Origin of the sequence: Rothia sp. HMSC069C04 (assembly GCF_001812895.1) — a bacterium.
Taxonomy (GTDB): Bacteria; Actinomycetota; Actinomycetes; order Actinomycetales; family Micrococcaceae; genus Rothia.
The window spans coordinates 74,597-98,756 of sequence record NZ_KV810736.1; the positions used below are offsets into that span (position 1 = coordinate 74,597).

Below are 24,160 nucleotides of genomic sequence, written 5' to 3' on the forward strand. Positions count from 1 at the left end.
ACTTAGTGCACACGTAATATTTCGTCTTAAATACCCCGCAGCAGCCCCTGCCACACCCAGCTGCCCCTACCTCCCCTGCTGAAACGCCAGAACCCCATCGAGCAGATCATCTTCTCGGGCGGGGCATTAGGGTAGGGCATTCGGGCACAGTATTCAGGCATGGCAAAGGGGCGTGCACTCCCCCATCGGGAATACACGCCCCATCACAAGCAATCACCTAGCGGCTAGTCGCCACCACGAATCACCTTCACAGCTTCCTTAATCGGACCGTCAAAACGCAGGTTACCGTGCTCCAGCACCACGCCGCGGTCACAAATCTTAGAAACCAAATCCAGGTCATGGCTCACCACGGCAAGAGTCTTACCGGCAGAGCACAGCTCCTGAATCTTCGCAATACACTTCTTCTGGAACGGCTCATCGCCCACCGCAAGAATCTCATCCACCAGGAAGATATCCGGGTTCGTATGAACCGCAACCGAGAACGCCAGACGCAGGTACATACCCGAAGAGTAGAACTTCACCTCGGTATCGATAAAGTCGTGAATCTCAGCGAAATCCACAATCGAATCGAAGGAAGCCTCAATCTCCTCCTTGGACATACCCAAGATCGCGCCGTTGAGGTACACGTTATCGCGGCCAGTCAGATCCGGGTGGAAACCAGCGCCCACCTCAATCAGACCCGCAATATTGCCGCGAGTGAGAACCTCACCCTCATCGGCGCGCATCACGCCAGAAATCATCTTCAGCAGCGTGGACTTACCCGAGCCGTTCAGACCCAGAAGAGCCACACGCTCACCCTGACGAATGTCCAGGCTCACGCCGTTGAGCGCATTGAACTTCTCCGAAAGATCACCCTTGCGGCCCTTAATCAGCCACACAAAAGCTTCCTTCATCGAACGGGTGTGGCGCAGAACGAAGCGCTTCACCAAATTCTCCACGTGAATCACCACGGGAGCGTCCGGGCTCACCGGCGGGAACTCAAGCTTCTTAATATCCACAGAATCAGAGCTCCTGGGCGAAGTTGCCCTCAAACTTACGGAAGAGCAAATCACCAATCAAAACGGTCAGCAGAGAAATACCAAGGGCAATCGGAGTCCAGAAGCTGAAAAGATGCGGAACCACCTGCGAAGCAGGAAGCGCCAAATCCTCAGGACGGAGCGTCGGATGCCAGAAGCCATAGTGGAACAGCTCCACCGCAACGGTCAGCGGATTAAGCATGAACACGTTGAACACCCACGGATAGAGAGTGTCACGCACCATGGTCCAGGAGTACAGCACCGGCGAGAACCAGGTAGCCACCATCAGCAGCATGTCCACAATGTTCTCCGAATCGCGGAAGAACACGTTCGCCACACCGAAAATCAAACCCAGACCATAGGACAGCATCATCACAATCAGCATGCCCGCCAGAATCGACCCAAACGCCAGGAAGGTCGGGGACCAACCCACCAAGAAGCAGGCCAGCAGCATCACAGCAATCTGAGGCACAAAATGCACCAGAGCCACCCACACCGTCGACAGCGAGAACAGCTCACGCGGCAGGTAAATCTTACGAATCAGCGCGCTGTTAACCACCATGGCGCGAGCACCATTACCAAAACCCTCCGAGAAGAAGTTAATGGCAATCATGCCCGAGAACAGGTACACCGCATAGTTGTGCATACCGCGTTCCAAGCCAAGGAACATACCCATGGCAATGTAGAACACCAGGAACTGCACACCCGGCTTAATGTACGACCACAAAATGCCCAGCACCGAGCCGCGGTAGCGGACCTGGATTTCCTTATCGACCAGCAGTCGAAGCAGGTAGCGGTTCTTCACCGCATCCAGGATGCCGCGCCCACGGCCGGGCGCCTTCAGGGGAACAGACTTCAGATCGTTCATCGGGTCAGCTCAGAATCCGTATGCTCAGCGAAGGTCTTAGCCCACGCATCGTAGGAGGCAACCTCAGCAGCCTTCGAACGGTACTGCTCACGCAGCTTATCCCAACCGGTCACCAGCTGAACGTGCAGCTTAGCGGCCTGAGCCAGCTTCGACTTGAGCTGCTCGGGATCGCGGCGGTACCAGAACAGACCGGTACCCTCAGCGTTAGTCGCCAGAGCCGAATCGAACTTCGACAGGGTCCACCAGTTGGTCTCACCGTAGTTCAGCTGAATCTGCGGGTGAGCCTTCGCCTCTTCACTCACCGGCTTGAGCAGCTGACGAGCAACAGTCTTCGCGGTCCAGGAAGCAAGCTTCTTGTAACCGGGGGACGCAAAGGCGCGGCGGCCACGGAACGGAGGCTTCTTCGTCTGGATAGCCGGGAAATCATCCACGTTCGGCTTCACCTGAGACTCCGGGTACTCCTTAGCCATCGCACGAATCACCGGCAGACGCTGCGAGAGCGAGGGGTGCAGGTGCTCGGGGCCGGAGAGCAGATCCTCCAGCGCCATCAGGCGGCCAGCCTCGGTGTAGTACTGCATGGACAGGGTGTGCTTGACGTCCAAGAACAGGGACTCCAGCAGCACGCGGCCACCCTTATCGAAGGGCGAGTGCAGCAGCGCCGTAATGAGGCGGTTGCGCTCGTGGTAGTACGCCTGCCAGCCGACGGAGTCATCCTTATCGGTCCAGGACACGTGCCACACGCCCGCACCGGGGAAGGACACGGTAGCGAAGCCCGCGGCCTTAGCGCGCAGACCGTACTCAGCGTCATCCCACTTCAGGAACAGAGGCAGGGACAGACCGATTTCCTTGATGACGGTGGTCGGGATGAGGCACATCCACCAGCCGTTGTAGTCCACGTCCACGCGGCGGTGCAGCCACGGGGTGTTACGCAGGTTGTGGTGACCCAGGTTGTGGCCCATCGCCATGTCATCGTGCGGCTTAGCGTAGAAGTTACGCCACGGGTCAACAACCTCACCGAACGCGTGCAGAACCGAACGGTCGAACATGTCGAACATGTGCGCACCCACGATGGTGGGTTCCTTGCAGTAGTTCGCGAAGGTCACCATACGCAGAATCGACTCGGGCTCAACGATAACGTCGTCATCGAGCAGCAGCACGTAATCGGAACCGTTGTTGACAGCCTCGAACATGCCGCGCGAGAAGCCACCGGAACCACCCAGGTTGCCCTGGTTGATAATGCGGAACTTACCGGAGAGGGGCTTGACGACCTCTTCGAAGTCCTCGTGGTCCTGCACCTTCTGGGTACCCTGGTCCACAATCAGGAACTCGTGCACAGCATCGAAAATCTCGGGGCTCTCACCCAGAGCACGAATGTTATTGATGCAGTACTCCACCTTGTTCATGGTGGTAATCTGCACGGTCGCCTGACCAGCCTTCACGTCTGCGCGGGGCTCAATGTCGCCCAGCCAGTTCGCCTCAACCAGCTCAAGGTCGGTGGTGCCTGCCAGGTCGAACCAGTACCAGCCGCCGTCACCGAACGGTGCCAGGGGCAGCGTGAAGGTGTTGGTTTCCTCGCCGGAGAGCAGCTTCGCATCCACGCGCTGAATCACGCCACGGCCGTTGGACTTGTACACAATGACCATGCCCTCGCCGCGAGTCTGAACGCTCAGCACGACCTTCTGCAGGTCAGTCCAGCGGCGCCAGTACGAGGCGGGGAACGCGTTGAAGTACGTACCGAAAGACAGGCTCTGGCCCGCGTTCACGGTGATGGAGCGGCGGCTGTTCAGGCTGTTAGCGGCATCACGGTTCGCGCTGGCGCTCGACACAGACTGACCGGAGGTGTTCATCGCCTCCGCAATGGAGGTGGAAGCGTCGCCGTCAATACGGGTGGGCAGCTGAACGCCGGTTGCGACACTCGCGTCCACGTACAGGGGCACGACGTCAGTCTCAACCGCGCTCGGGAAAATAACCCGCTGCAGGTTCTTCAAAGTCTTATCAGCCATGGTTATGCGTCAACACCACCGGACTCGATCTTCGCACCGTTAGCGAAGTGCGGGCGGATCTTGTTGTCGAACATGGACAGTGCAGCGCCGATAGCCATGTGCATATCCAGGTACTTGTAGGTACCCAGGCGGCCACCGAACAGCACGTTGTTCTCGCCCTTAGCCAGGTCGCGGTACGCCAGCAGCTTCTCACGGTCCACGGAGGTGTTGACCGGGTAGTACGGCTCGTCGCCCTTGTTCGCGAAGCGAGAGTACTCGCGCATGATGACGGTTGCGTCCTTGGTGTAGTCACGCTCGGGGTGGAAGTGACGGAACTCGTGGATGCGGGTGAAGGGAACATCAGCATCGGGGTAGTTCATCACGGAGCAGCCCTGGAAGTCCTCAATCGGCAGGACTTCTTCTTCCAGGTCGATGGTACGCCAGGACAGGTCGCCCTCAGCGTAGTCGAAGTAGCGGTCAACCGGGCCGGTGTAGACCACGGGAATCTGACCCAGGACGTTCTCGCGAGAGTACTGGTGACCGGGCTCGAAGAAGTCAGTGTTCAGGTGCACCTCAATGTTCGGGTGCGCCGCCATACGCTCCAGCCATGCTGCGTAGCCGTCAACGGGCAGACCCTCGTACTTGTCGTTGAAGTAGCGGTTGTCATAGTTGTAGCGAACCGGCAGACGGGAAATGATGGATGCGGGCAGCTCTTCCGGCGGGGTCTGCCACTGCTTAGCGGTGTAGTGCTTGATGAACGCCTCGTACAGGGGGCGACCAATCAGGGAGATACCCTTGTCATTCAGGTTCTGCGGGTCGGTACCAGCCAGCTCGCCAGCCTGCTCAGCGATGAGCGCCTTTGCCTCTGCGGGAGAGTAAGCTGCGTTGAAGAACTGGTTGATGGTACCCAGGTTAATCGGCATGGGGTAGACGATGCCGTTGTGGCGGGTGTACACGCGGTGTACGTAGTTGGTGAACTCGGTAAAACGGTTCACGTACTCCCAGACACGCTCGTTGGAGGTGTGGAACAGGTGCGCACCGTAGCGGTGCACCTCAATACCGGTCTGCTTCTCCTTCTCGCTGTATGCGTTACCACCGATGTGGGAACGGCGGTCCAGCAGGGCAACCTTCAGGCCCAGCTCAGTGGCAGCCTGTTCTGCGATGGTCAGACCAAAGAGGCCCGAACCGACTACTACGAGGTCAGCGGTCAATGTTTTCTCCTGTATTATCACGGCGCACCGCCGCTTCTGCGAGGGCGGTATTCACCTACCAGATTGGACACATCCGAGGGTTCTCAGTCGCGCCGCAATCCGCACGGGTGGGTACAAAAAGCCCCTCCCGTGATGGATATAGTCATAATCTAAGATACCTGTTTATCAAGCACTACGCATACTTATGACGTGCTTTTAGGGGCTTTTGGACTATTGTTCGCACACTCTTTCTCTGTGTGAATATTCTTCGCGAACCCCGAGGTCAAGCGGGTCTGAGACAGTTCTTTCTTCTGTGTATTTTTACGGCCCGCTCACGGTGAAGGAATTTTATTTACGGGTAAATATTCACCCCGCTCTATTTACTGCGATAATTAGCCGTCGCATAGAGCCGCAGATACAAGGGACAGGTCGAAGCGGGCATTTTAAGTGCTCTCACGCGCTACAAGAAAGCACCCCTGCCGGCATATTTGGGGATGCGCGCCGGTGCACGCGAGAGGTGATTGGGGCGGTTTATCCACAGCTTTTTGAAAAATGGGGCGAAAAATTCAAAAAATACGAACGTCTTAGTTTATATACAGGTAATTCATTGAGCTTTAATGCTTTTTAATGTTTTCTGAGGGTATGACTCTCTTCTTTCTCGACCACCACAACACCACCAACGCGCTCCCCTACCCCCGCGTACTCCGACTCGACGGCGAGGCGGCACCCAACGGAATACAGCTGCACCCCGGTAGCACAGGTAGCACAAACCAGCAGGCTCTAGAGCAGGCACTCAACCACGCTCTGCAACGCTCTACACCCGGCGCGCACGCTCAGGCGCGGGATACAACGTTCCAGCTACGCCCCGCGCACGATAAGGACCCCCTCAACACCTCGGATGCGCTAAATATCCACATTCCGAACGAATCTCAGCCCCTAAATTCTCAGCCCCAAGATTCTCAATCGCTGAACGCGCCCGCCGTCAGCCTCCTGCACATTCTGCGCGGACCCGAAGCGGGCGCAACCTTCCCCATCAGCCGCGGCCGCACCAGCCTCGGCAGGGCGGCACTACCTGCCCGTGGAGGAGAACAGCCGCACCACATTCACCTGCAGGACCCCTTCCTCAAGCCGGTGCACGGCAGCTTCTACGCCGATAGCTCCGGCATCCGCTGGATCGAGAAACGCCCCGCCGCAAGCGAGGGCAGCGAGAAGGCACATGGCAGTATGAAGGCGCAGGGCGCCGAGCCGCGCATCCTGCGCTGGGACGAGCCTTTCCGCCTCGGCTCCTCACTCTGCATGCTCACCTCACCCAGCGCCGACCGCGAACACACCACTAAGAAGGCGAGCGCCACCGCTCCCCCCGGTTCTTCTCTCGGTTCTTCTTCTGGCTCTTCCAATGGCGAACCCGCGCAGACGCTTGCTCCCCTGGGCGACGCCGGCAACCCCTTTGAGCCGGTGGTGGTGAACCCTCCCGCGCCGCGTAAGCTCAAGCAGATTCTGTTGAGCGTGTGCCTTCCGATTGTGGTGGGCCTGATTATTGCGCTGGTGACCGGCATGTGGTTCCTTCTGCTGATGTCTGCGGCGTCTTCGTTGCTGATGCTTCTGCATTTCTTTGGCGGTCGGGCGGAGAACCGTGCCGCATCGCAGCAAACTCATCAGGCGGCTGAGCAGGAAAAGGAACGTGCCCTCACCCTGCCGACTGCGGGCGACCTGGCGATTTCGGGTCCCTCTGCCCTGCATGACTACCCGGCTATCGTGCTCGGGTGCGGTCCCCGCCAACCTTACCTGCGCGGCCGCAACCTCCCGCTGGGCGCTCTGGAGAAGCAGGATGCACCCCACTATCTACCGCTGCCCACCCCGGTTCTCGGTCACTACCTTAAGTTGGAGGAGGCGCATCTGCGCGCCTACCTGGTGCAGCTGGTGGCGGGCTATCCGGGTTCGGTGCACGTTCTGCTGGCCGAAGCTCACAATAGTGCGCAGAAACGTATGAACGCCCTGCTACAAACTCTGGCTGTGGTGCCGGGCGTGAGTGTGCATTGTCTGCCGGGTACGCAGCAGGAGAAGTATCTGCAGGCTCTGCAGAGCAGCTTGCAGTCGGAGCTTTCTTCCTCGGTTCCGCCGCTGATTCTCATGCCGCAGCATGCGAGCGCGGTTTACGCTCCCCTGCTGACCGCACTAACCTCCGGTGCTATCGCTGAGGGTTCGCAATCCCGCGCGCTCTCCTCCCCGCGTGAGCAGAAGATGAACGCCCCTGCGCTCTGCGTGCTGGGCAGTGCTGAGGGTGATAATTCCGCACATGCACCCGGTGCGCTTTTTGGTGCCGCCTGGGTTGAGTGCGCGAGTGAGGGTAGCCACCGTCAAAGCATCCGTTACCGCGCGCAGGGCTATGCGATGCCTCCGGTGCAGCCCACCGAGGGTGTCTACCAGGTGCATCCTCTGGCGTGTGAGGGTCTGTGCCAGCACGCCGATGGGCTCAGCCTCGAGGCGTTCTGTGCCGCTCTTGAGAACCTGTACCGCGCCGGGTGCGAGCAGGAGCAGGGCGCGCTCAGTGAGGGGCAGGTGCACCAGTCGGCGCATCTGTTCTCATCTCTTCAGCAGCAGAACCGCGCCGATGACATGGCGGTGGAGTCTGTTCTGCAGCGCTGGTCCGCTCAGCGTTACGCCTCCGATATTCGCTGCTACCTGGGTGTTTCTTCGGGCGGTTCGCTGAATATTGGTTTATCTGAGCACGGTCCGCACTGGTTGCTCGGTGGCACGACCGGTGCTGGCAAATCGCAGCTGCTGCGTTCGCTGGTACTCAGCGCTGCGCTACGTTACCCGCCCGAGCGTCTGGGCCTGATTCTGGTGGATTTCAAGGGCTCTGCTGGTTTGGGTCCTCTGGCTCAGCTGCCGCATGCACTCAGCGTGTTGAGTAATTTTGATGTGTCGGCGGTGGAGCGTGCGCTCGAATTTTTGCGCGCCGATATTCACCGCCGCGAGGTGGATCTGCAGGCAATCGGCGTGAACTCCTACCGCGACTACCTGGCTTCCTGCCAGGCGGCGGGCACGACTCCGCGCTACCCCGAGCTGCTGATTGTGGTGGATGAGTTCCGCATGCTCATCGATTCCATGCCGGATGCTATGGCTGAGCTGATGCGCATCGCCACGATTGGTCGCTCGCTGGGTCTGCATCTGGTGTTGGCGACTCAGCGTCCGCAGGGTGCTATTTCGCAGGATATTCGCGCCAATATTGCCACGAGCATTTGCCTGCGCGTGGCGAGCGCTCAGGATTCCTATAACCTGCTGGAGCATGAGTCTGCGGCGTATATTTCGGCGGCGCATCCGGGTGCCGGGTATGTGCGCCTGCCGGATGGTCGTTCCCTGCCGTTCCGCGCCCCGCTGGTGGATGCGGTCCCCTCGAGCAGCGATGCCCGTCCGGTGCAGGTGTTGGGTCTTGAGGAGGGCGGCTGGCGTGAGCTGACTGCCGCTTCTGCCGTTCAGAAGGGCGGCGGTAATGAGGATGAGCTGCTGATTCGTTCGGCGCAGCAGATTCGTGCGCTCTATGAACGCGAGTACGCGCCGAGGAGTCTTCAGAAGAATGCAACGGTTCAGGATGAGTACTGCCCGATTCCGCCGGAGCTTCCCGAGAACACCCCGCTGCCCGTGGTGGAGGCGCCGGTTAGCAAACCGGTAGCGTACGGCACTGACCCGGCGGCTACCCCGCAGGAGCCTGCAGACTCTGGCGTTGCCTCCGAAGGGTATCTATTGGGTGAGCTGGAGATTGCCCGCTACGGTGTGCGCCGCCCGATCAGCTGGTCGGGTCAGCAGACGCTGGCATTGCTGGCGCAGAGCGCCGAACGAGCCCCGATGCTTTACGGGCTTTTAGCTCAGGCATTCGCCGCCCGCACGCCGGTTGTTCTGCTGACCTCTGACGGTGCGCTCTACCGCGATCTGGAACCCTACGCCGGTGCCTTTGAGTCGCTCGTGGGTGCACAGGAGCTTTCGCATCTGCGGTTCTGCTTGGAGGAGCTGCGCACCCCGAACCTGTGGGGTACCGAGGCTTCCACCCGCCCGCTCATTGTCGTGGACGGTCTGGACAGTTGGCTGGAGGCGCTGGTTCGCCAACCCGATACGGAGAACCTGCTCTATGACCTGCTCTCGCAGGGGTGCCGTCGCGGCTATTCGGTGGTGTTCACCTCCGCGTTGAACCCGCGCGGTCGTTTCGCCGCTGCGGCGCATTCCACTCTGTTGAGCCGCCGCTTCCTGGACGCTGACCTGATGCGTTCAACGAGCAAGGACTACCCGACCCCGGCGCAGAGCCACTATTGCGTGGAGGGTGCCATTAACGAGGAGTTGATTGGGGATCAGCCGCTGAGCGCGTCGATTCTTTCGCCCTGCGTTGCGGGTTTCCAGGAGCTGGTTCAGGTTCTACGGGGTAACGCTGCGAGCGCTTCTAGCGGGTCAGGCACTCACCCCGGCACTCTTCTGCGGCAGTTCCCCGAGTACTATCGCATGCCCTCGACCGAGTACGTGACCGCCGCCCACGCCGCGTGCAATCCGCAGGTCGCTAAGCTCTTGGTCGCGTTTGATCGCCGGCAGATGCCGGTGTGGTTGAGTGCCCCGGCTGGCGCGGTAGTTCCGGTGCAGGGTTCCCGGTCGGCGGGTAAAAGCACCCTGCTGGAGAGTATTGCTCAGCTCAACCCGCAGCTCGAAACCCTCATCCTTGAGGGTTCTGGCGGCACCTCGGGTGATGGCGGAGCGTCGGGTGAACCACCGAGCGTGGAGCGTACCCGTGCACTCCTGGACTCGGTGAAGAACCCCGCGCAGACGCTCGTGCTCATTGACGACCTACAGTACCTGCAGCCCGCCGTTCAGCAGCTACTTCTGGAGCGTCGCGGTGAGTTCCGCGCGATGCTGGTCGCCTACACGCCGTGGCCGAGGCGCGCCTCCTCACCGCTGCTGGCTGCGCTCATGGGATGCTCGCGTGCGCTTCTGCTCGCGCCCGCATCCCTAGCGGATGCTGACATGTGCACGGTGACCGCGCTGCCGCTGGATCGATTCACGCAGGGCGAGCAGCCCGCCGGTCGCATCGTGGTGGTCGATGGTGCTTCCGTGTGTGCGGCGCAGGTTCCCCTGGCGCTGAGCACGGCTGCACAGGCTGTAACAGCTACGCAGAAGGTGCCGGTAACGGTCTAAAGCTGAGCACTCTAGCGCCGAGCTATCTAGGGTTTAGCGGCGTTAGGGGTTTACGCTCTAGGGGTTTAGCGGCGTCGGCGGCTGTACTTCTCCGCTTCTTCGCCCGACTCCTCAGTGACCGCCTCAATATAGCGGCGGCTACTGGGCATGAGCACGAAGATGAAGGCAGCCGCCGCACCAATAACACCCGCAATCGTGATGAGCTGGCCGATATTCAGGCCGTAAGCACTCACGTTCATGATGAGGGTGCTTGCGGTAACCCACAGGGCGCAGAGGGTGATCAGAATCATGGGCAGGCGCGAGCCGAAGCGACCACGGTAAAAACGTAGACCGAAGTAGGTCATGCCCGAGGCAATGAGCACCTGGAGCACACCGCCCACAATTGCCTGGGCGGTGGACAATCCACTGACGATAAAGGGGTAGAGGATACCGCGAATCAGAATGTATGCCGCGAAGGTTTCGGTCAGGGCGAATGCGTAGATGACGTTGAACGGGCGTGACGGCACGGTGGGCTCCTCAGGGGTAGTGTCGGCGGCAGACCGGGGTGTATTCGGCCTGATGCGCTGGTGCGTTAGCGGGTGGGCGCTCCCCTGTTTTGGGTTCACCGCCTCGTCGTCGGTGCGGTATTTCAGGGGTAGGTACCGCTTTATATTATGCCTGAGGTGCCGCTCACCCAACCGCCCACGTCTCGCCCATGAGACGGGGTGCAGACTATGTGTGTCAGCATGCGATTCCCCACACTCTCAATTAGACAAAGGTTTGCCTAAGTGATAGATGCCTCAGTGTAATACTGAAGTTTTTAGAGAAAAGTACTTGTCACATCCGCTCCAACATGCGAAAGTTGATAAGTCAATTTTCACCCTAACGCTGGGTGAGCATCCCGTCAGCGGATGTATTTGACACGCGCACAGGAAAATAGATGTGTCTTGCCACCGCGTGAGACCGTAAATCATGAAGGAGGTCCACCGTGGATTGGCGTAGTCGTGCAGCTTGTTTGGACAAGGATCCGGAGCTGTTCTTCCCCGTAGGAAACACCGGACCTGCCCTGTTGCAAATTGAAGAGGCTAAGACTGTCTGCCGCTCTTGCGAGGTTGTAGACGTCTGCCTGAAGTGGGCCATCGAGACCGGCCAGGACTCCGGCGTATGGGGTGGCACCAGTGAAGACGAGCGTCGTGCGATGAAGCGTCGCGCAGCTCGTGCCCGCCGTGCATCCTAACTTCCGGAGTATTCAATAGGGCATCAAAAGCGTGGTGCAGTGACTTTATGTCGCTGCACCACGCTTTTGCCATATACAGAACCTATCTAGACAGCAAACTGCCGCCACCCCGTACTCGGGGCGGCGGCAGTTCTACATGTCATACGAGAAGGGCTTAGACGAGCACCGCGGTAATCACCACGCGGGTGCCCTTCGGTTCATTAGCCTCCCAGCGAATCGAGCCGTTCAGCTCGCTCGCCACCAGGGTACGCACAATCTGCATGCCCAGGCCTTCCTTACCGGTCACCGGGCGGTAGGCGTTCGGGCCGGACTCTTCAATCTTCTTATCGCCCATGCCCTTACCGTCATCAGTAATCACGACGGTGAGGATGTTCTCACCCTCATCGTTGGTGCCGCGAATACCCTCGAGAGTCACGGTGCCGGTCTCGCCGTCCAGGCCGTGCTCGACAGCGTTCGCGACAACCTCGTTGATAACCAGTGCCAGAGGGGTAGCGAACTGGCTCGGCAAAGACCCAAAGGAACCAATCAGCTTGGTAGACACGTGCTGGCCGGGGGAAGCAAGCTCAGCGGCAAGGTGGAACTGACGCTCAATCAGCTCATCAAAGTCGACGTTCTGAGTCAGGCCCTGCGAGAGCGCCTCGTGCACGGTAGCGATCGTTGCCACGCGGCGCATCGCCTGCTCCAGGCCCTGACGTGCCTCATCAGTGGTCATACGGCGTGACTGCAGGCGCAGTAGAGCGGACACGGTCTGCAGGTTGTTCTTCACGCGGTGGTGAATTTCGCGGATGGTCGCGTCCTTGGTCATGAGCTCCAGCTCGCGGCGGCGCAACTCGGTCACGTCACGGCAGAGAATCACGGCGCCCTCACGCTCGATGCGGGCGCGCCTCTGCACCAGCAGCGGGATGGATCGCATGGTCACGCGAGCACGGGCAATAACCAATTCGGTGCGCAGGTCGCTACGACCGGCAAGGACCAGCTGCAGGGTTTCGTCTGCCTGTTCACCGGCAGGAAGCATCGCACGGGTGACGTCGGCAAGGTTTTGCTTTTCGAGGTAGCCGGTCATGCCCATGCGGTTGTACATGGAGTTCGCGTTCGGGGAAGCGACGACCACACGGCCGGAGGGGTCAAGCACAATAATGCCGTCGATCACGCGGGGGTTGCCCTGGGTGTTATTTCCCTGGGCGAGGGGGTCGGGCCACAGGCCGGAGTGCACCATGGAGAGCATGGTGTCAGCAGTATATTCGTAGACCTCGTCGCTGATGGAGGGGTAGCCACTGGGTGTGGCAATCTTGTGGCTGGTCAGCAACGCAATGGTGCGGTTGTTGCGCACGATAGGCACGAAGGTTACGTGCACGCGCGGGCGGGCACCAACGCCTTCACCGCTTCCTTCGTCGGTGTAGGTGCTGATGTTCTGGTCAATCCAGACGCGGTATGCTTCGTCGCGGATTCCGTCTTCCATGTCGTGATCGATGATGTCGTGGTGGAAGAGGGTTCGGACATTGGAGGGGCGCACGTGCGCGAAGGCACGGAAAGTACTGGTTTCGCTGGGACCGGATACGGCGTCCGGGGAGCTGCCGTCGGCAACAACGTAGTCGGTGGGGAACCATAGAACCAGGTCACTCTGGGCGATGTCAGAGATGACCTGCCATTCGCCCATGATGAGGTGAACGCGTTCAGTGTCGCCGGGACCGAAGTCGCAGGCGCTCATAATTCCTTCTGCAAAAGACATATGTTTGTGTGCTTCCCTAAGTTCGGGTGTGTTCAACCATTTTACGGTTTGTTCGCCGCAAATCCCATTCAAACGACAATACGTGGAATAGTTTACAGAGCATTTCTTGAAGCAGGCTTTTATTCCCAAATATGACGCTGTGAGATGAGATGAAACCCTCAATTTTGAGATGAAATATTCGTGCTACTCCCCCGCCCTCACTATGCTTGAGGTGCAGAAAACCCGACCTGCCGGCGCTCCCAATGTCGGGACCGTATACCGGCAGGTCGGGTCTTCTTGTGTCCATTTCTGGCAGACAATAATGTTAGCGCTCTGGCCTCACGCTACGCGCCGGGCTTGACGCTATGCACCCGGCTTGATGTCGGGCGCTGAGGTTGACGCTATGCGCCGGCGCGTACCGCGTACATACCTTCAAGCATCGCTTCCAAGGACTGCACGACCGCGTGGCGGGGTGCGACCTCCAGCAGCGCTTCACCGTTACGGCGCAAACGGTCCATGACCTTACGCTCGTACGGGATCACGCCTGTGAGCGGAACCGACAGGTAGCGTGCCCAGTTATCGCGCATCTTCGCCTCGGGGTTGAATCCGGCGGCTTCGCGGCGGCTGCGGTTGAGCCAGTACTGCACATCCGTTTCGGGGGCGAAAAGATCCGGTCGCGACTGCACCTCGCGGGCAAGGTTAATCAGGCGCGGCAGGCCGATGACGTCCGCTTCACCGAGCGCAATTACGCGGTCGGCGCAGGCGAGCGCGGTGAGGGTCGCGGCGTTACGGCGCGGTGCCGGGCCGTCAAAGGTCAGTTCCTCGTCGACCTCGATGGGGGCGGCAACATCGCAGATGACCAGGTCGTAGCGGTGTTTGAGCCATTCGAGTACTTCGGCGAAGGCGCGGGCGCGCACCTCGGGCCAACGCGAGGAGGAAGTGATGCCGCTCAAGAAGTCGAAGGTGCCGTTTTTGAGGGGCACGCGCTCCATGATGGCTCCGGCTTTCTTCTCGTCGAGCTGGGCGCGGTCGGCGTCCGAGCAGAGAATTGCCAGACCGGAGCCGGTGTCCTCGAGCGCCATGAGCGCATCCAGGCTGGGCGCGTAGGTGTCTGCATCGATGAGGCAGACCTGCTGCCCCTGCTGCGCCGCGAGGGCGGCAAGGTTGAAGGCGATGGTGCTTCGACCGGGCGCGCCGTGAGTGCCCCAGACGGTCACAATTGTGCCGAGGCGGTGGCCCGGCTGGTAGCGGGAAGGCGCGGCGGGGTCCTGGTTGATGTCAGGGTGCTGCGGCAGGGTGCCGTCGTTATTCTCGTTCTGCACGTGCAGGGCGTAGTCGCTGCCGGGCGCGAAAGAGTCAACGATGGCAGCGGCCTGACTGAGCACGGATTCCTCGTTGCTGGGGGCGGTCGAGGAGGCTTCCGCCGGCTCAGGCGCACCGGGTGCCGGGGCGGCCGGTGCTGCGGGGTCGATTCCGTAGCCTCCGTAGTCGGCGCCGTAGTGTGCACCAGCATTTGTAGCAGCACCCGCGGCGGGATCATAGCCGTAGCCGCCCGCCCCATGGCCAGCAGCTCCGTTATCGTAACCGTAGCCACCGTACGCGCTGTCGTAGCCGTACCCTGCATCGTATCCGTAGCCTGCGTCCTGACCGTAGGCGGCGTGCGCCTCCGGCTGATGCACCGCCTGCGCGGGAGCCTGATTCGGGGTCTGTGCGGGAATGCCGTAGCCGGCGGCGGGTCGGGCGAGCGCCGCATCCACCGCTTGTTCGAGCGAGCCCAGAATCTCGTCGAGGGCAGCTTCGGGGCGGATACGGTGAGCCTGCGTGGGCAGATGCAGGTTGTCCGGGGCGATAACCGCCAGGAGCACCTCGGAGGCGGCGAGCGCATCCACGGTGGAGGCGCTTATTTCGGCGGGCACGTGGGCACAGAGCAGCACGCGGGCAATGCCGGTGTGCGCCATTCCGACGGCTTCGCTGAAGTCCTGCACGGTGCGCGCCACGGAGACGCGGCCGCGTTGGGATTCGATGCGGTTCAGGAGCGAGCCGTCATCGCCGTAGAGGATGACGGGGATGTTCACTGACCCTCCCCATAGGTGCCGGGGATGAGGCTGATCTTGGAGTCGCTGTTGCTTTCCTTGACGAGGGCGGCGAGGGCTTCTTCCTTGACCCACAGCTGCACGGTTGCCTTGCCGTTGGCGCCAAGCACGCCTTCGTCGACCGTTACAGCAACGATTTCAGCGTTGGTGACGATGGCGCGGGCGCCGTTTTCAGTGCGGTTATCGCTCTTGGTGTCGGGGTTGCGCGGGCCGGAGGTCCACACGTCCACGCGCTCGCCCGCCTTCAGCGCGGAGGCTGCCGCACGGTCAATGCTGACGGTGGCGAGACGGCGGCCCGGGGAGGTTTCGGTGCCTACGGATTCCTTGCTGATGAGGTTACCGGCGGGGATGCGCTGAATCGCGATTTTGCCGTTCATCTGGGCGGCGTCGGCGCGGGTAAAGTACTTATCGTTGGCGGAGTCGATGTTCGCTTCGACTCGGGCTAGTTTGTCTTCGGTGATCTTCTCGCCGAGGCGAATCTCGCTTTTGGCGGTGTAGTACTCGGTTTTGCTGTTGTTGGCTTGCACGTAGAGCTGCACGCCGGTGATGGAGACGAGCACGAGAAGTACACCGAGGATGAATCGCCAGTCCTTGACGGTGGGCCTTTTGAGGCGCCTGGCGTGGGGCTCGGTGAGGGTGGAACGCTTCGTCGCGTTCTGTCGTATGCGCATGATGTGGTTGTGCCTTTCGGTGCGGAAGCCGGCGGTGATTCCGGGTGTTGTTCAACTGACCGATGAGCGAGTGGTGTGTTTTCGATAGTGCTTTGACTGGATTCTGGCACTAACCCTAACAGCATATTTCATTTAGTACTCGCTCTCAACAAGAGTCGCGTTTATGAAATATTTTTGAGTCTTGCCCCTTTTGAATGGGTAATTAGATAACTTTTCAGCTCATATAAGGCTTTTTGTGCGCAAATTTCATGGTGATGACATATACTGAAAGTACTCAATAGATGTTCCGTATGGACTCTATGTATAAGGCCGCTAACGGTGGCTAAGGGGCCCAGGATTTCACTCACGGAAAGGAATAATTCGATGACTGCACCTCGTTTCCTCACTCTGAGCGACGTTGCCGAGGAGCTGCAGGTTTCGCTTTCGCAGGTGCGTGCTCTGGTGCGTAGCGGCGAACTTCCCGCCATTCAGATTGGTGGACGTAACCAGTGGCGCATTGAACGCTCTCGTTTTGAAGAGTACATTACTGAGCGCCACGAGCAGACTCTGGAGGCGATTGCTTCCGGCAAGCTCACTGCAAAGGCTAAGGCTGAGTAGCATTCGACATGCACCTCGCGGGCGCAACGCTCGAGTGGTTTTAGAAAGGTCCGCTCCTCTCATTGAGATTTCAATGGAGAGGGGCGGACCTTTTTGTGTTTATTGTTGCTTTTATAAGGGAATTTATACTTGTCGAGGCGTTTTTATGGGCGTTCCCACAAATTGAACTGCCCACTATTTACCCCGTGCTTTTAGCGTGAGATACGGGCGATAACTGCGCTAATACGAGCCAGCGGAATGGTGCGCACGCCAGCGCCGCGAGGTGCACGGGAGTAGCCGGAGGCGCCCTGACCATAACCAGCCTGCCCGTAACCTCCCTGCGCACCGTAGGCTGCACGCGCGTACTGGTCGCGTTCGTGGATGCGCGGGTACTGTCCACCGTTGAGCAGGCGCAATTCGAGGAAGTCGGCGCCAACTCGCTCAATCACGCCATCGTAACTGACGGTGCCGCCTTCGAGGGAGAGGCGGACGGGCTCGCGTGCCATGGCGAGGGAGCGCAGGGCGAGCTGGATTTTCATGCGGTAGCGTTCGGGGCGAACATCAGCGCGTCCGGGAGCTATGCCGCCTTCCCACCAAAGCATTCCGCGCAAGGGGATGATGATGTTCTCGCCGCGCGCTTCGATGCTGACCCATTCTTCGCCGACCATTTCGAGCTTACCTTCGTAGGTTTGCATGTCGGTGGCGCAGATACGGATGGGGCCGCCAACTTGTGCGAGGAGGCGGTCGTCGAGGGTGATGGTTGAATAGTGGACGCGGGCGACTTGGCGGGCGTCTTGTTCCATATCCCAGGCGCGTTCGGAGGCGAGGCGCGCCTCAATGTCTCGTAGGAACTTTTCCATGCTCATGCTATGACCCTACCTGAGGATGGATGCGGATACGAACCGGGGTGTTTTTCTGGTCGGGCAATGATTCTTGAGCCTAATTTTTGAAGCAAATTCCACCAAATTACATGTTTTTTATACATTTTGATGCGTTTTGCTTCATTTTTAACACAACTTCCTGTATAAATGAAGCAACATCAAAACACATCAAACACACCATTTGGAGGTCATTGTGGACCATCTTTCCACGCCGGGTTCAACCCCCGCAGCCTTCGCTTCGCATCCCCTTGCGTCCGTTACTCCTCTGGCATCTGGCGCTGACGCAGGTCATGAAACCAGCACCAAGGCTAACTACCAGGACGCTCTGCTCTTCATCGCCCCTCCCCTGCTTTCCGCGGCGGTCCTGGGCGCGTTGAGCGTGAACCTGCACCGCATCCCCTCGGCGCACCCTCTTGCTGACGCTTCGTTGCTCTGCGCTGGCGCGGCGGCAATCCTCATTACCGCCTGGTGGTTCATCAGTTTTATCTACGCGCTCTTCTACGCTCGTTCCCTGCGAGTTTCGAGCCGCAACGCTGACCGCGCTGTGCTGCAGGTTCCGGCGATTTTCCGTCCGCGTTTTATGCGCCGCATCGTTCTGACGCTCGGCGGCACGGCGCTCGGAGTGGGGGCGGTTCTGGCTCCCGCGCAAGCTACGGTGGCTACGCCCAGCAACGCGGGGCTGAACGGCGCGGAGGGCATACCGCAGACAACCATTTCAGCAGTTATGGCAGCAGATTCATCGATTACCGCGGCGGCAGACGCCAGCTCAGATACGGCTCTCTCCGATACCGCCCCGAATCAGTCCGCTACTCCCCTGACCCTTTCTGCTGAGGTTCCCAATATTCCCCTGGCTCCCGAGCCTTCGGAGGCGGCAGGCTACTTGCAGGACCGTAGCCCTTTCTTTTCTCCTCCCCGCACCGAGGCGGGCACCTACTCTTACACGGTTCAGGCGGGCGATACGCTCTGGTCGATTGCCGCCGACCAGCTGGGCGAAGGCACCGACGCCTCCACCATTTACGACTACACCCTCGACATTTACGAGGCGAACAAGGACGCTCTGGGTCAGAACGCTGAGCTGCTCTACGAGGGGCAGGTTCTGCAGATTCCCGAACAGCCCGTTCATTAGCCCCCTCGCTACCTCAAATCCGCTGCCTCGGTTCTTCTACCTCACCCGATAGCTTTTCATTCGCTCAATCTCATTTTCTCAACCGACCTCACATATCCTTCTGCACCGAAAGGAGCCGTCATGAGCTTCGCCAACCTTCTCCCCCGTTCCCCGTGGACCCCGCCGCATCAGCCTGCCTCCCGCGACAACCAGTCTGCCAGCCCGTACTCGAAGCGTCAGGCGGCACGCGCCTCCCAGCCGGTGGCTGCCGAGCAGGTGGCTCCGCTCCCCGAGCAGGGGCAGGGCACGATGACTCTGGTGCAGAGGCGCAACAGTCCCTCGGTTTATTCGCTGCTTCCTCTGCCGCGTTATGAGCAGCATTCGGCTCAGCGCCCGAAGGTAGTGAAGAGGGGCCGCCCGCTGCGTCCGGCGGATGCGCTAGCTCGCCAGCTGGAGGGCCGTTGCGCGGGTGTGGCTATTGCTTACCTGGAGATTATGTCGGCTCGTCGTTCGCGTCAGCAGCTGGCGCAGTGGGTATCAGCGGATTGTTTCCACCGTCTGCTACCGTTCTTCCCTAAGAATCCGCGTCAGGTGCGCCAAGAGATGCTGTTGACTCTTCCGCCGGTTCTGCTGCGGGTGCGAGCGCAGAAGGTACACGAGGAGCTCTACGAGGTGGTGGCGCTACTGCGTTGTGCGGATAAGGTGCGCGTGGTGACCATGCAGATGCGCCTGATTCACGGCATGTGGCTGATTACCGCAATTGAGCAGCCGCAGAGCCGCTTGGACGAAGACTAAGGCTTCCCCGGCTTCCCCTACAAAACACACAGACAAACAGAGAGGGTGCGAATCCAGTGTTGGATTCGCACCCTCTCTGCTAGGTCTATAGCATTTCAGCTTTTACGCTGAGGCTACTTGTCCTTCGAGCGTTCCACGTGAACCTGCTCGTGGCCGTCCTCATCCGGGGCGGAGTACTGCAGGAACTTCGGGCGCGAAGGCTCAGCCAGGCGCACGGCAGAAGCCTGAGTGCGCTGCTTGGACAGGTCAAGGTTGAACAGGTAGGTCACGGTCTCTTCACGGATCGCGCCGAGCATCGACTGGTACATGTCGTAGCCTTCACGCTGGTACTCGACCAGCGGGTCACGCTGAGCCATCGCACGCAGACCGATACCTTCCTTGAGGTATTCCATCTCGTACAGGTGCTCGGGCCAGCGCTCGCCGATGACGGACAGCATGACACGGCGTTCGATTTCGCGCATGCTCTCTTCGCCGACGCTCTTTTCACGCTCATCGTAGATGAGGTGTGCGTCCGCCAGGACTTCCTTCACGATCTGGTCGCGAGTAATCTTGGTGCGGTCGCCAGCGTCTTCAGCGAGGTCGTCCACGGTGATGGAGATGGGGTACACCTGCTTGAGGGCGCTCCAGAGCTCGTCGAAGTCCCAGTCCTCGGCGTGGCCTTCAGCGACGCGCGCGTCGATGATGGTGGTCAGCACCTCGTCCACGAAGCCAGAAATCTGTTCCTTCAGGTCGTCACCGTGCAGGATGCGGCCGCGGTCCTTGTAGATCGCTTCGCGCTGGCGGTTGAGCACGTCGTCATACTTGAGCACGTTCTTACGCTGTTCAGCGTTACGGCCTTCAACGTTTGACTGGGCGGTAGCGATAGCGCGGCTGACGATCTTGGAGTCCAGTGCGGAGTCCTCGGGGGCTGCCGCCATGAGGCGGGTTGCCATGCCGGTGTTGAACAGGCGCATCAGTTCGTCGGTCAGCGACAGGTAGAAGCGGGACTCACCCGGGTCACCCTGACGGCCGGAACGACCGCGCAGCTGGTTGTCGATACGGCGGGACTCGTGACGCTCAGTGCCGAGCACGTACAGGCCACCGAGCTTGGTGACTTCATCGTGCTCTTCTTTAGCGGCGTCTTCGCAGGCCTTCAGGACCTCGGGCCAACGTGCCTCGTACGCCTCGGAGTTGGTGTTCGGGTCTAGGCCGAGCTCACGCATCTTCTCGACGGCCTCAAATTCGGGGTTACCGCCGAGCATAATGTCGGTACCGCGACCAGCCATGTTGGTTGCCACGGTGACGGCGCCCTTACGGCCCGCCTGCGCAACAATAGCAGCCTCACGCTCGTTGTTCTTTGCGTTCAGCACCTCGTGGCGGACGCCTGCCTTCGCCAGCTGGCGGGAAAGGTACTCGGAGTTCTCCACGCTTGCGGTACCCACCAGAATCGGCTGGCCCTTTTCGTGGCGTTCCTTAATGTCCTTGACGACCGCCTTGAACTTGGCGATTTCGTCGCGGTACACCTTATCGGGGTTGTCGATGCGCTGCACACCCTTGTTGGTGGGGATGGGCACCACGCCGAGCTCGTAGGTGTTCATGAACTCTGCCGCTTCGGTTTCTGCGGTACCGGTCATACCGGACAGCTTGTCGTACATGCGGAAGTAGTTCTGCAGAGTCACGGTCGCCATGGTCTGGTTCTCAGGCTTGATTTCGACGCCTTCCTTCGCCTCAATCGCCTGGTGGATGCCGTCGTTGTAGCGGCGGCCCGGCAGAATACGACCGGTGTGCTCGTCAACAATCAGGACCTCGCCGTCAATGACCACGTAGTCCTTGTTGTTGGTGAACAGCTCCTTCGCCTTGATGGAGTTGTTCAGGAAGCCAATGAGCGGGGTGTTCTTGGATTCGTAGAGGTTCTTCACACCCAGGTGGTCTTCCACCTTGTCAATGCCGGATTCGAGGATACCGACGGTGCGCTTCTTCTCGTCTACTTCGTAGTCTTCACCGCGCTTGAGCAGGGTCGCGGCAATGCGCGCGAACTCTGCGTACCAGCGGTTCGCCTCACCGGCTGCGGGGCCGGAAATAATCAGAGGGGTACGCGCCTCATCGATCAGGATGGAGTCCACCTCATCGATAATGGCGAAGTTGTGGCCGCGCTGAACCTGCTCCTCCACGGTCCACGCCATGTTGTCACGCAGGTAGTCGAAGCCGAACTCGTTGTTCGTACCGTAAGTGATGTCTGCGGCGTACTGCTTACGACGCTCGTCAGGCTCCATGGATGACAGAATCACGCCGCACTCCATGCCGAGGAAGCGGAACACGCGACCCATGAGGTTCGCCTGGTACTCAGCCAGGTAGTCGTTCACGGTCACAATGTGCACGCCCTTGCCGCTCAGCGCGTTCAGGTACGCGGGCAGGGTCGCAACGAGGGTCTTACCCTCACCGGTCTTCATTTCGGCAATGTTGCCCAGGTGCAGCGCTGCACCACCCATGAGCTGCACGTCGTAGTGGCGCTTGCCCAGGGTACGCTTGGATGCTTCACGGACCACCGCAAAGGCCTCCGGCAGCATAATGTCGAGGGATTCGCCGTCCTTGACGCGCTCGCGGAACTTGTCGGTCTCTGCTCGCAGTTCCTCATCGGTCATCGATGAGAAGCTGTCCTCGAGCGAGTTCACCGCCTTTGTGTACGCTTCGAGCTGTCGCAGAACCCTCTTATCGCCGGTTCGGAGGATTTTCTCCAAGAAAGATGCCACTGAGCTTCTACTCCTTGCTTGTTTCGGTACCCTCACCAAGGGCGCGCGAAAGTGCGCGCGGTGAGGCCTTCCTACATATTGTATGGCAGAGCCGCCTAATTCGCCCGTCCGAGCTCTTTTTTACGCTGTGCGCCCACGAGGTGACATTTGGTGACACTCGAATCTTTCACCCTCCGGTTGAGGCAGAGCCGACCCGTCCGCCTAAAGGAACGGCTGTGTGGAGGGCAAAGAAAAACCCGGGGGCCTGGAGAAACACGGTGTGTGTTCCCAGACCGCCCGGGTCTTGAGCCTGCTCGCTGAGTACGACCCCTAAAGAGCCTTACGCCTCAGCAGCCAGCAGGTACGTTAGTTTTACTCGTTGTCCAGAGTAATGATGCCGTAGCTCCAGCCCTTACGGCGGTATGCCGCAGCCGGTGCGCCGGTCTCGCTGTCAATGTACAGGTAGAAGTCGTGGCCGACCAGTTCCATACGGTCAACAGCTTCTGCGGGAGTCAGACGCTCGCCCTTGAAGCTCTTGTGGCGAATCTCGATGGGAGATGCGGCTTCGTCGGCGAGGGTGACCTCGCTGTTATCGAATGCTGCTTCTTCAACCGGAACATCCGGCAGCAGAATCTCGGTAATTGCTTCGGTAACCACGGGAATCGATCCGGTAGCGTCCGCCACGGAGACGGGGTGCTTGCCACCGCGCTTGTGCAGCTTGCGGCGGTCACGTGCACGGCGCAGACGCTCCAGGAGCTTGCCGTAGGTTTCATCGAAGACCGCGAACTTGTCGTGACCCTGGGCTTCGGAACGGAGGACAGGACCAGTACCAACAACGGTAATCTCAACGCGGATGGACTCGCCACCCAGGTGACCGTCCTTGCTGAACTTGACGTCGATGTCCTTCACGTTATCGCCGAGCTGAGCGAACTTCTGAACCTTCTCGCTCACGTACTCTTCCAGGCGTTCGGTGACCTTGATATTGCGGCCGTAGATGTTGACTTCCACGATCATTCCCTCCAGGTTGGGGGCTTATACCGCGTCCGGCTGGACCCGGTACGGGGGTTCGACTCCAATGCCGTTCCCTTGTCTATATTCTAGTACGAAACATGTTTCATATCACTAGATATGACAAATATTTAGCCTAAATAATAGCTATTCGTCCGTCTGCGAACTTTATTCGCCAAAAATCGTGTATCTCTTGCAACTAACTACAAGAAACGCTATGTCTGAGCCTTTTTCGGTACCGCCGCCACAGCACACACGCCCAGCACCCGCGAACCGGATTCCTGTAGCACACGCACCATCTCAGAGGCGGTCGCACCGGTGGTCACCACATCATCACAAATAACGCTCACCCGACCCGTGCACAGGGCAGGCTCCATGACGCGCAAGGCACCGTGCATCCGCTCGGCACGCCCCACAGCGCCCAGGCTCTTCTGCTCATTCTTTGTCTCAGAGGCGCTAAGGAGAAAAGCACCCACACGAGAAGATAGGGAGGCGCCGCTCCCCCGCCGACCGCGAGGAACGTACCCGATAACGTCCACAGCGCGCACCCGCACCGAGGCAGGCAGACGCTTATTAAGCTGACGCGCCGCCTCCTGCACCAAAAGATTCGCCGGCGCATAGCCGCGGCGGCGCACGCTCTGGGCAGAGGACGGCGCCGGAATCAGCAGAACCTCAACCGGTGCGGCGGAGGTGCCCACAGAAGAGATAGAAGACCCCGGTACGCTCTGAAGCTCAACCCGATGCGCCCGAAGAAGCTCGTACACGCTACGCGCCAAACCCTCTCCCAACAGGGGCAGCAGGTCGGTACGGCCCGCATTCTTCAACGCCAACAGGGCACGCGGCATGATCCCCTCATAACGGGATGCCGCACGCACCTCGGGAGCAGCCGCGCCATCAAGAGGTTGCAGAGCATATACTCGCTCCACCTTAGCCAACGCCGAACGCAACTGCGGCAAGCAAGCCTCACACAGTGGCGAGCCTGCCCCATAGGCGACCGGCACCGCACAGCACGGGCAAGTACGCGGCATCAATACCTCGCCCAAAGCCCCGCTGGCGCTCTTGAGAGCGCCCGCAAGCCCGGTCAGAGACTTGCTCAGGGACCCGTTCACGGGCTCGTTCAAACCACGCTGTTCTGAACTCACCGAAAGCAACCTTTCCGCGCGCTATA

At 59.9% G+C, this 24,160-nt stretch carries 17 protein-coding genes; 5 read left to right on the forward strand and 12 right to left on the reverse strand.

The window, feature by feature from the left end; translation table 11 throughout:
- Window positions 1-224: 224 nt before the first annotated feature.
- From HMPREF2879_RS03010 to glf, 4 genes are read right to left on the reverse strand one after another with little or no spacing between them, the layout of a single operon-like run.
- A complete protein-coding gene (locus HMPREF2879_RS03010; protein ID WP_044150294.1) occupies window positions 225-998 on the reverse strand; it encodes an ABC transporter ATP-binding protein in 774 nt (257 codons plus the stop codon).
- 4 nt (window positions 999-1,002) lie between these two features.
- A complete protein-coding gene (locus HMPREF2879_RS03015; protein WP_012903227.1) occupies window positions 1,003-1,884 on the reverse strand; it encodes an ABC transporter permease in 882 nt (293 codons plus the stop codon).
- Complete coding sequence (locus HMPREF2879_RS03020) at window positions 1,881-3,887, reverse strand: glycosyltransferase (protein ID WP_070599448.1); 2,007 nt, start codon at window positions 3,885-3,887, stop codon at window positions 1,881-1,883. Before HMPREF2879_RS03020 ends, HMPREF2879_RS03015 begins: the two co-directional genes overlap by 4 nt.
- 2 nt (window positions 3,888-3,889) lie before the next feature.
- Complete coding sequence (gene glf / locus HMPREF2879_RS03025) at window positions 3,890-5,077, reverse strand: UDP-galactopyranose mutase (RefSeq protein ID WP_005508581.1); 1,188 nt, start codon at window positions 5,075-5,077, stop codon at window positions 3,890-3,892.
- Window positions 5,078-5,698: 621 nt separating this feature from the next.
- Between glf and HMPREF2879_RS03030 the strand changes: the two genes are divergently transcribed.
- A complete protein-coding gene (locus tag HMPREF2879_RS03030) occupies window positions 5,699-10,231 on the forward strand; it encodes an FtsK/SpoIIIE domain-containing protein (protein ID WP_246822894.1) in 4,533 nt (1,510 codons plus the stop codon).
- A 65-nt stretch (window positions 10,232-10,296) separates the two neighbouring features.
- Here the strand turns inward: HMPREF2879_RS03030 and HMPREF2879_RS03035 are convergent, their stop codons facing one another.
- Window positions 10,297-10,737 carry an alpha-N-acetylglucosamine transferase gene (locus HMPREF2879_RS03035; RefSeq protein WP_070634789.1) on the reverse strand — a complete coding sequence of 147 codons (441 nt, stop codon included), beginning with the start codon at window positions 10,735-10,737 and terminating at the stop codon, window positions 10,297-10,299.
- 461 nt (window positions 10,738-11,198) lie between these two features.
- Here HMPREF2879_RS03035 and HMPREF2879_RS03040 point away from each other — a divergent pair, with 461 nt between their 5' ends.
- Window positions 11,199-11,447 (forward strand): WhiB family transcriptional regulator, encoded by a 249-nt coding sequence (locus HMPREF2879_RS03040; RefSeq protein WP_005505386.1) that lies wholly within the window; start codon window positions 11,199-11,201, stop codon window positions 11,445-11,447.
- Window positions 11,448-11,601: 154 nt separating this feature from the next.
- On the opposite strand, the gene HMPREF2879_RS03045 is transcribed toward HMPREF2879_RS03040, so the two are convergent.
- From HMPREF2879_RS03045 to HMPREF2879_RS03055, 3 genes are all read right to left on the reverse strand, one after another.
- Window positions 11,602-13,176, reverse strand: a complete 1,575-nt coding sequence (locus tag HMPREF2879_RS03045) for a sensor histidine kinase (protein ID WP_044145786.1) — start codon at window positions 13,174-13,176, stop codon at window positions 11,602-11,604.
- 380 nt (window positions 13,177-13,556) lie between these two features.
- On the reverse strand, window positions 13,557-15,230 hold the full coding sequence (locus HMPREF2879_RS03050; protein ID WP_070634790.1) for a CpaE/TadZ family protein: 1,674 nt from the start codon (window positions 15,228-15,230) through the stop codon (window positions 13,557-13,559).
- A complete protein-coding gene (locus HMPREF2879_RS03055) occupies window positions 15,227-15,919 on the reverse strand; it encodes an SAF domain-containing protein (RefSeq protein ID WP_012903218.1) in 693 nt (230 codons plus the stop codon). The genes HMPREF2879_RS03050 and HMPREF2879_RS03055 overlap by 4 nt, the downstream gene beginning before the upstream one ends.
- A gap of 363 nt (window positions 15,920-16,282) precedes the next feature.
- On the opposite strand from HMPREF2879_RS03055, the gene HMPREF2879_RS03060 reads away from it, so the two are divergent.
- On the forward strand, window positions 16,283-16,516 hold the full coding sequence (locus HMPREF2879_RS03060) for a helix-turn-helix domain-containing protein (protein WP_044150292.1): 234 nt from the start codon (window positions 16,283-16,285) through the stop codon (window positions 16,514-16,516).
- A 191-nt stretch (window positions 16,517-16,707) separates the two neighbouring features.
- Here the strand turns inward: HMPREF2879_RS03060 and HMPREF2879_RS03065 are convergent, their stop codons facing one another.
- Window positions 16,708-17,361: a hypothetical protein gene (locus HMPREF2879_RS03065; protein ID WP_049349479.1), complete on the reverse strand. Its 654-nt coding sequence runs from the start codon at window positions 17,359-17,361 to the stop codon at window positions 16,708-16,710.
- Window positions 17,362-17,569: 208 nt separating this feature from the next.
- On the opposite strand from HMPREF2879_RS03065, the gene HMPREF2879_RS03070 reads away from it, so the two are divergent.
- Complete coding sequence (locus HMPREF2879_RS03070) at window positions 17,570-18,502, forward strand: LysM peptidoglycan-binding domain-containing protein (protein WP_070634955.1); 933 nt, start codon at window positions 17,570-17,572, stop codon at window positions 18,500-18,502.
- Window positions 18,503-18,622: 120 nt separating this feature from the next.
- Complete coding sequence (locus HMPREF2879_RS03075) at window positions 18,623-19,276, forward strand: Rv3235 family protein (protein WP_070634791.1); 654 nt, start codon at window positions 18,623-18,625, stop codon at window positions 19,274-19,276.
- A 113-nt stretch (window positions 19,277-19,389) separates the two neighbouring features.
- Here the strand turns inward: HMPREF2879_RS03075 and secA are convergent, their stop codons facing one another.
- From secA to HMPREF2879_RS03090, 3 genes are all read right to left on the reverse strand, one after another.
- Window positions 19,390-22,005, reverse strand: a complete 2,616-nt coding sequence (secA, locus tag HMPREF2879_RS03080) for a preprotein translocase subunit SecA (protein ID WP_070543761.1) — start codon at window positions 22,003-22,005, stop codon at window positions 19,390-19,392.
- A 351-nt stretch (window positions 22,006-22,356) separates the two neighbouring features.
- A complete protein-coding gene (hpf, locus tag HMPREF2879_RS03085) occupies window positions 22,357-22,998 on the reverse strand; it encodes a ribosome hibernation-promoting factor, HPF/YfiA family (RefSeq protein WP_239665130.1) in 642 nt (213 codons plus the stop codon).
- 209 nt (window positions 22,999-23,207) lie between these two features.
- On the reverse strand, window positions 23,208-24,134 hold the full coding sequence (locus tag HMPREF2879_RS03090; RefSeq protein WP_246822895.1) for a ComF family protein: 927 nt from the start codon (window positions 24,132-24,134) through the stop codon (window positions 23,208-23,210).
- Between the last annotated feature and the right edge of the window lie 26 nt (window positions 24,135-24,160).

Bases quoted from the DNA above. Each gene is read 5' to 3' on its own strand.
- HMPREF2879_RS03015 (WP_012903227.1), bottom strand. From the start codon at position 1,884: ATGAACGATCTGAAGTCTGTTCCCCTGAAGGCGCCCGGCCGTGGGCGC.
- HMPREF2879_RS03020 (WP_070599448.1), bottom strand. From the start codon at position 3,887: ATGGCTGATAAGACTTTGAAGAACCTGCAGCGGGTTATTTTCCCGAGC.
- HMPREF2879_RS03030 (WP_246822894.1), top strand. From the start codon at position 5,699: ATGACTCTCTTCTTTCTCGACCACCACAACACCACCAACGCGCTCCCC.
- HMPREF2879_RS03045 (WP_044145786.1), bottom strand. From the start codon at position 13,176: ATGTCTTTTGCAGAAGGAATTATGAGCGCCTGCGACTTCGGTCCCGGC.
- HMPREF2879_RS03055 (WP_012903218.1), bottom strand. From the start codon at position 15,919: ATGCGCATACGACAGAACGCGACGAAGCGTTCCACCCTCACCGAGCCC.
- HMPREF2879_RS03060 (WP_044150292.1), top strand. From the start codon at position 16,283: ATGACTGCACCTCGTTTCCTCACTCTGAGCGACGTTGCCGAGGAGCTG.
- HMPREF2879_RS03065 (WP_049349479.1), bottom strand. From the start codon at position 17,361: ATGAGCATGGAAAAGTTCCTACGAGACATTGAGGCGCGCCTCGCCTCC.
- HMPREF2879_RS03075 (WP_070634791.1), top strand. From the start codon at position 18,623: ATGAGCTTCGCCAACCTTCTCCCCCGTTCCCCGTGGACCCCGCCGCAT.
- hpf (WP_239665130.1), bottom strand. From the start codon at position 22,998: ATGATCGTGGAAGTCAACATCTACGGCCGCAATATCAAGGTCACCGAA.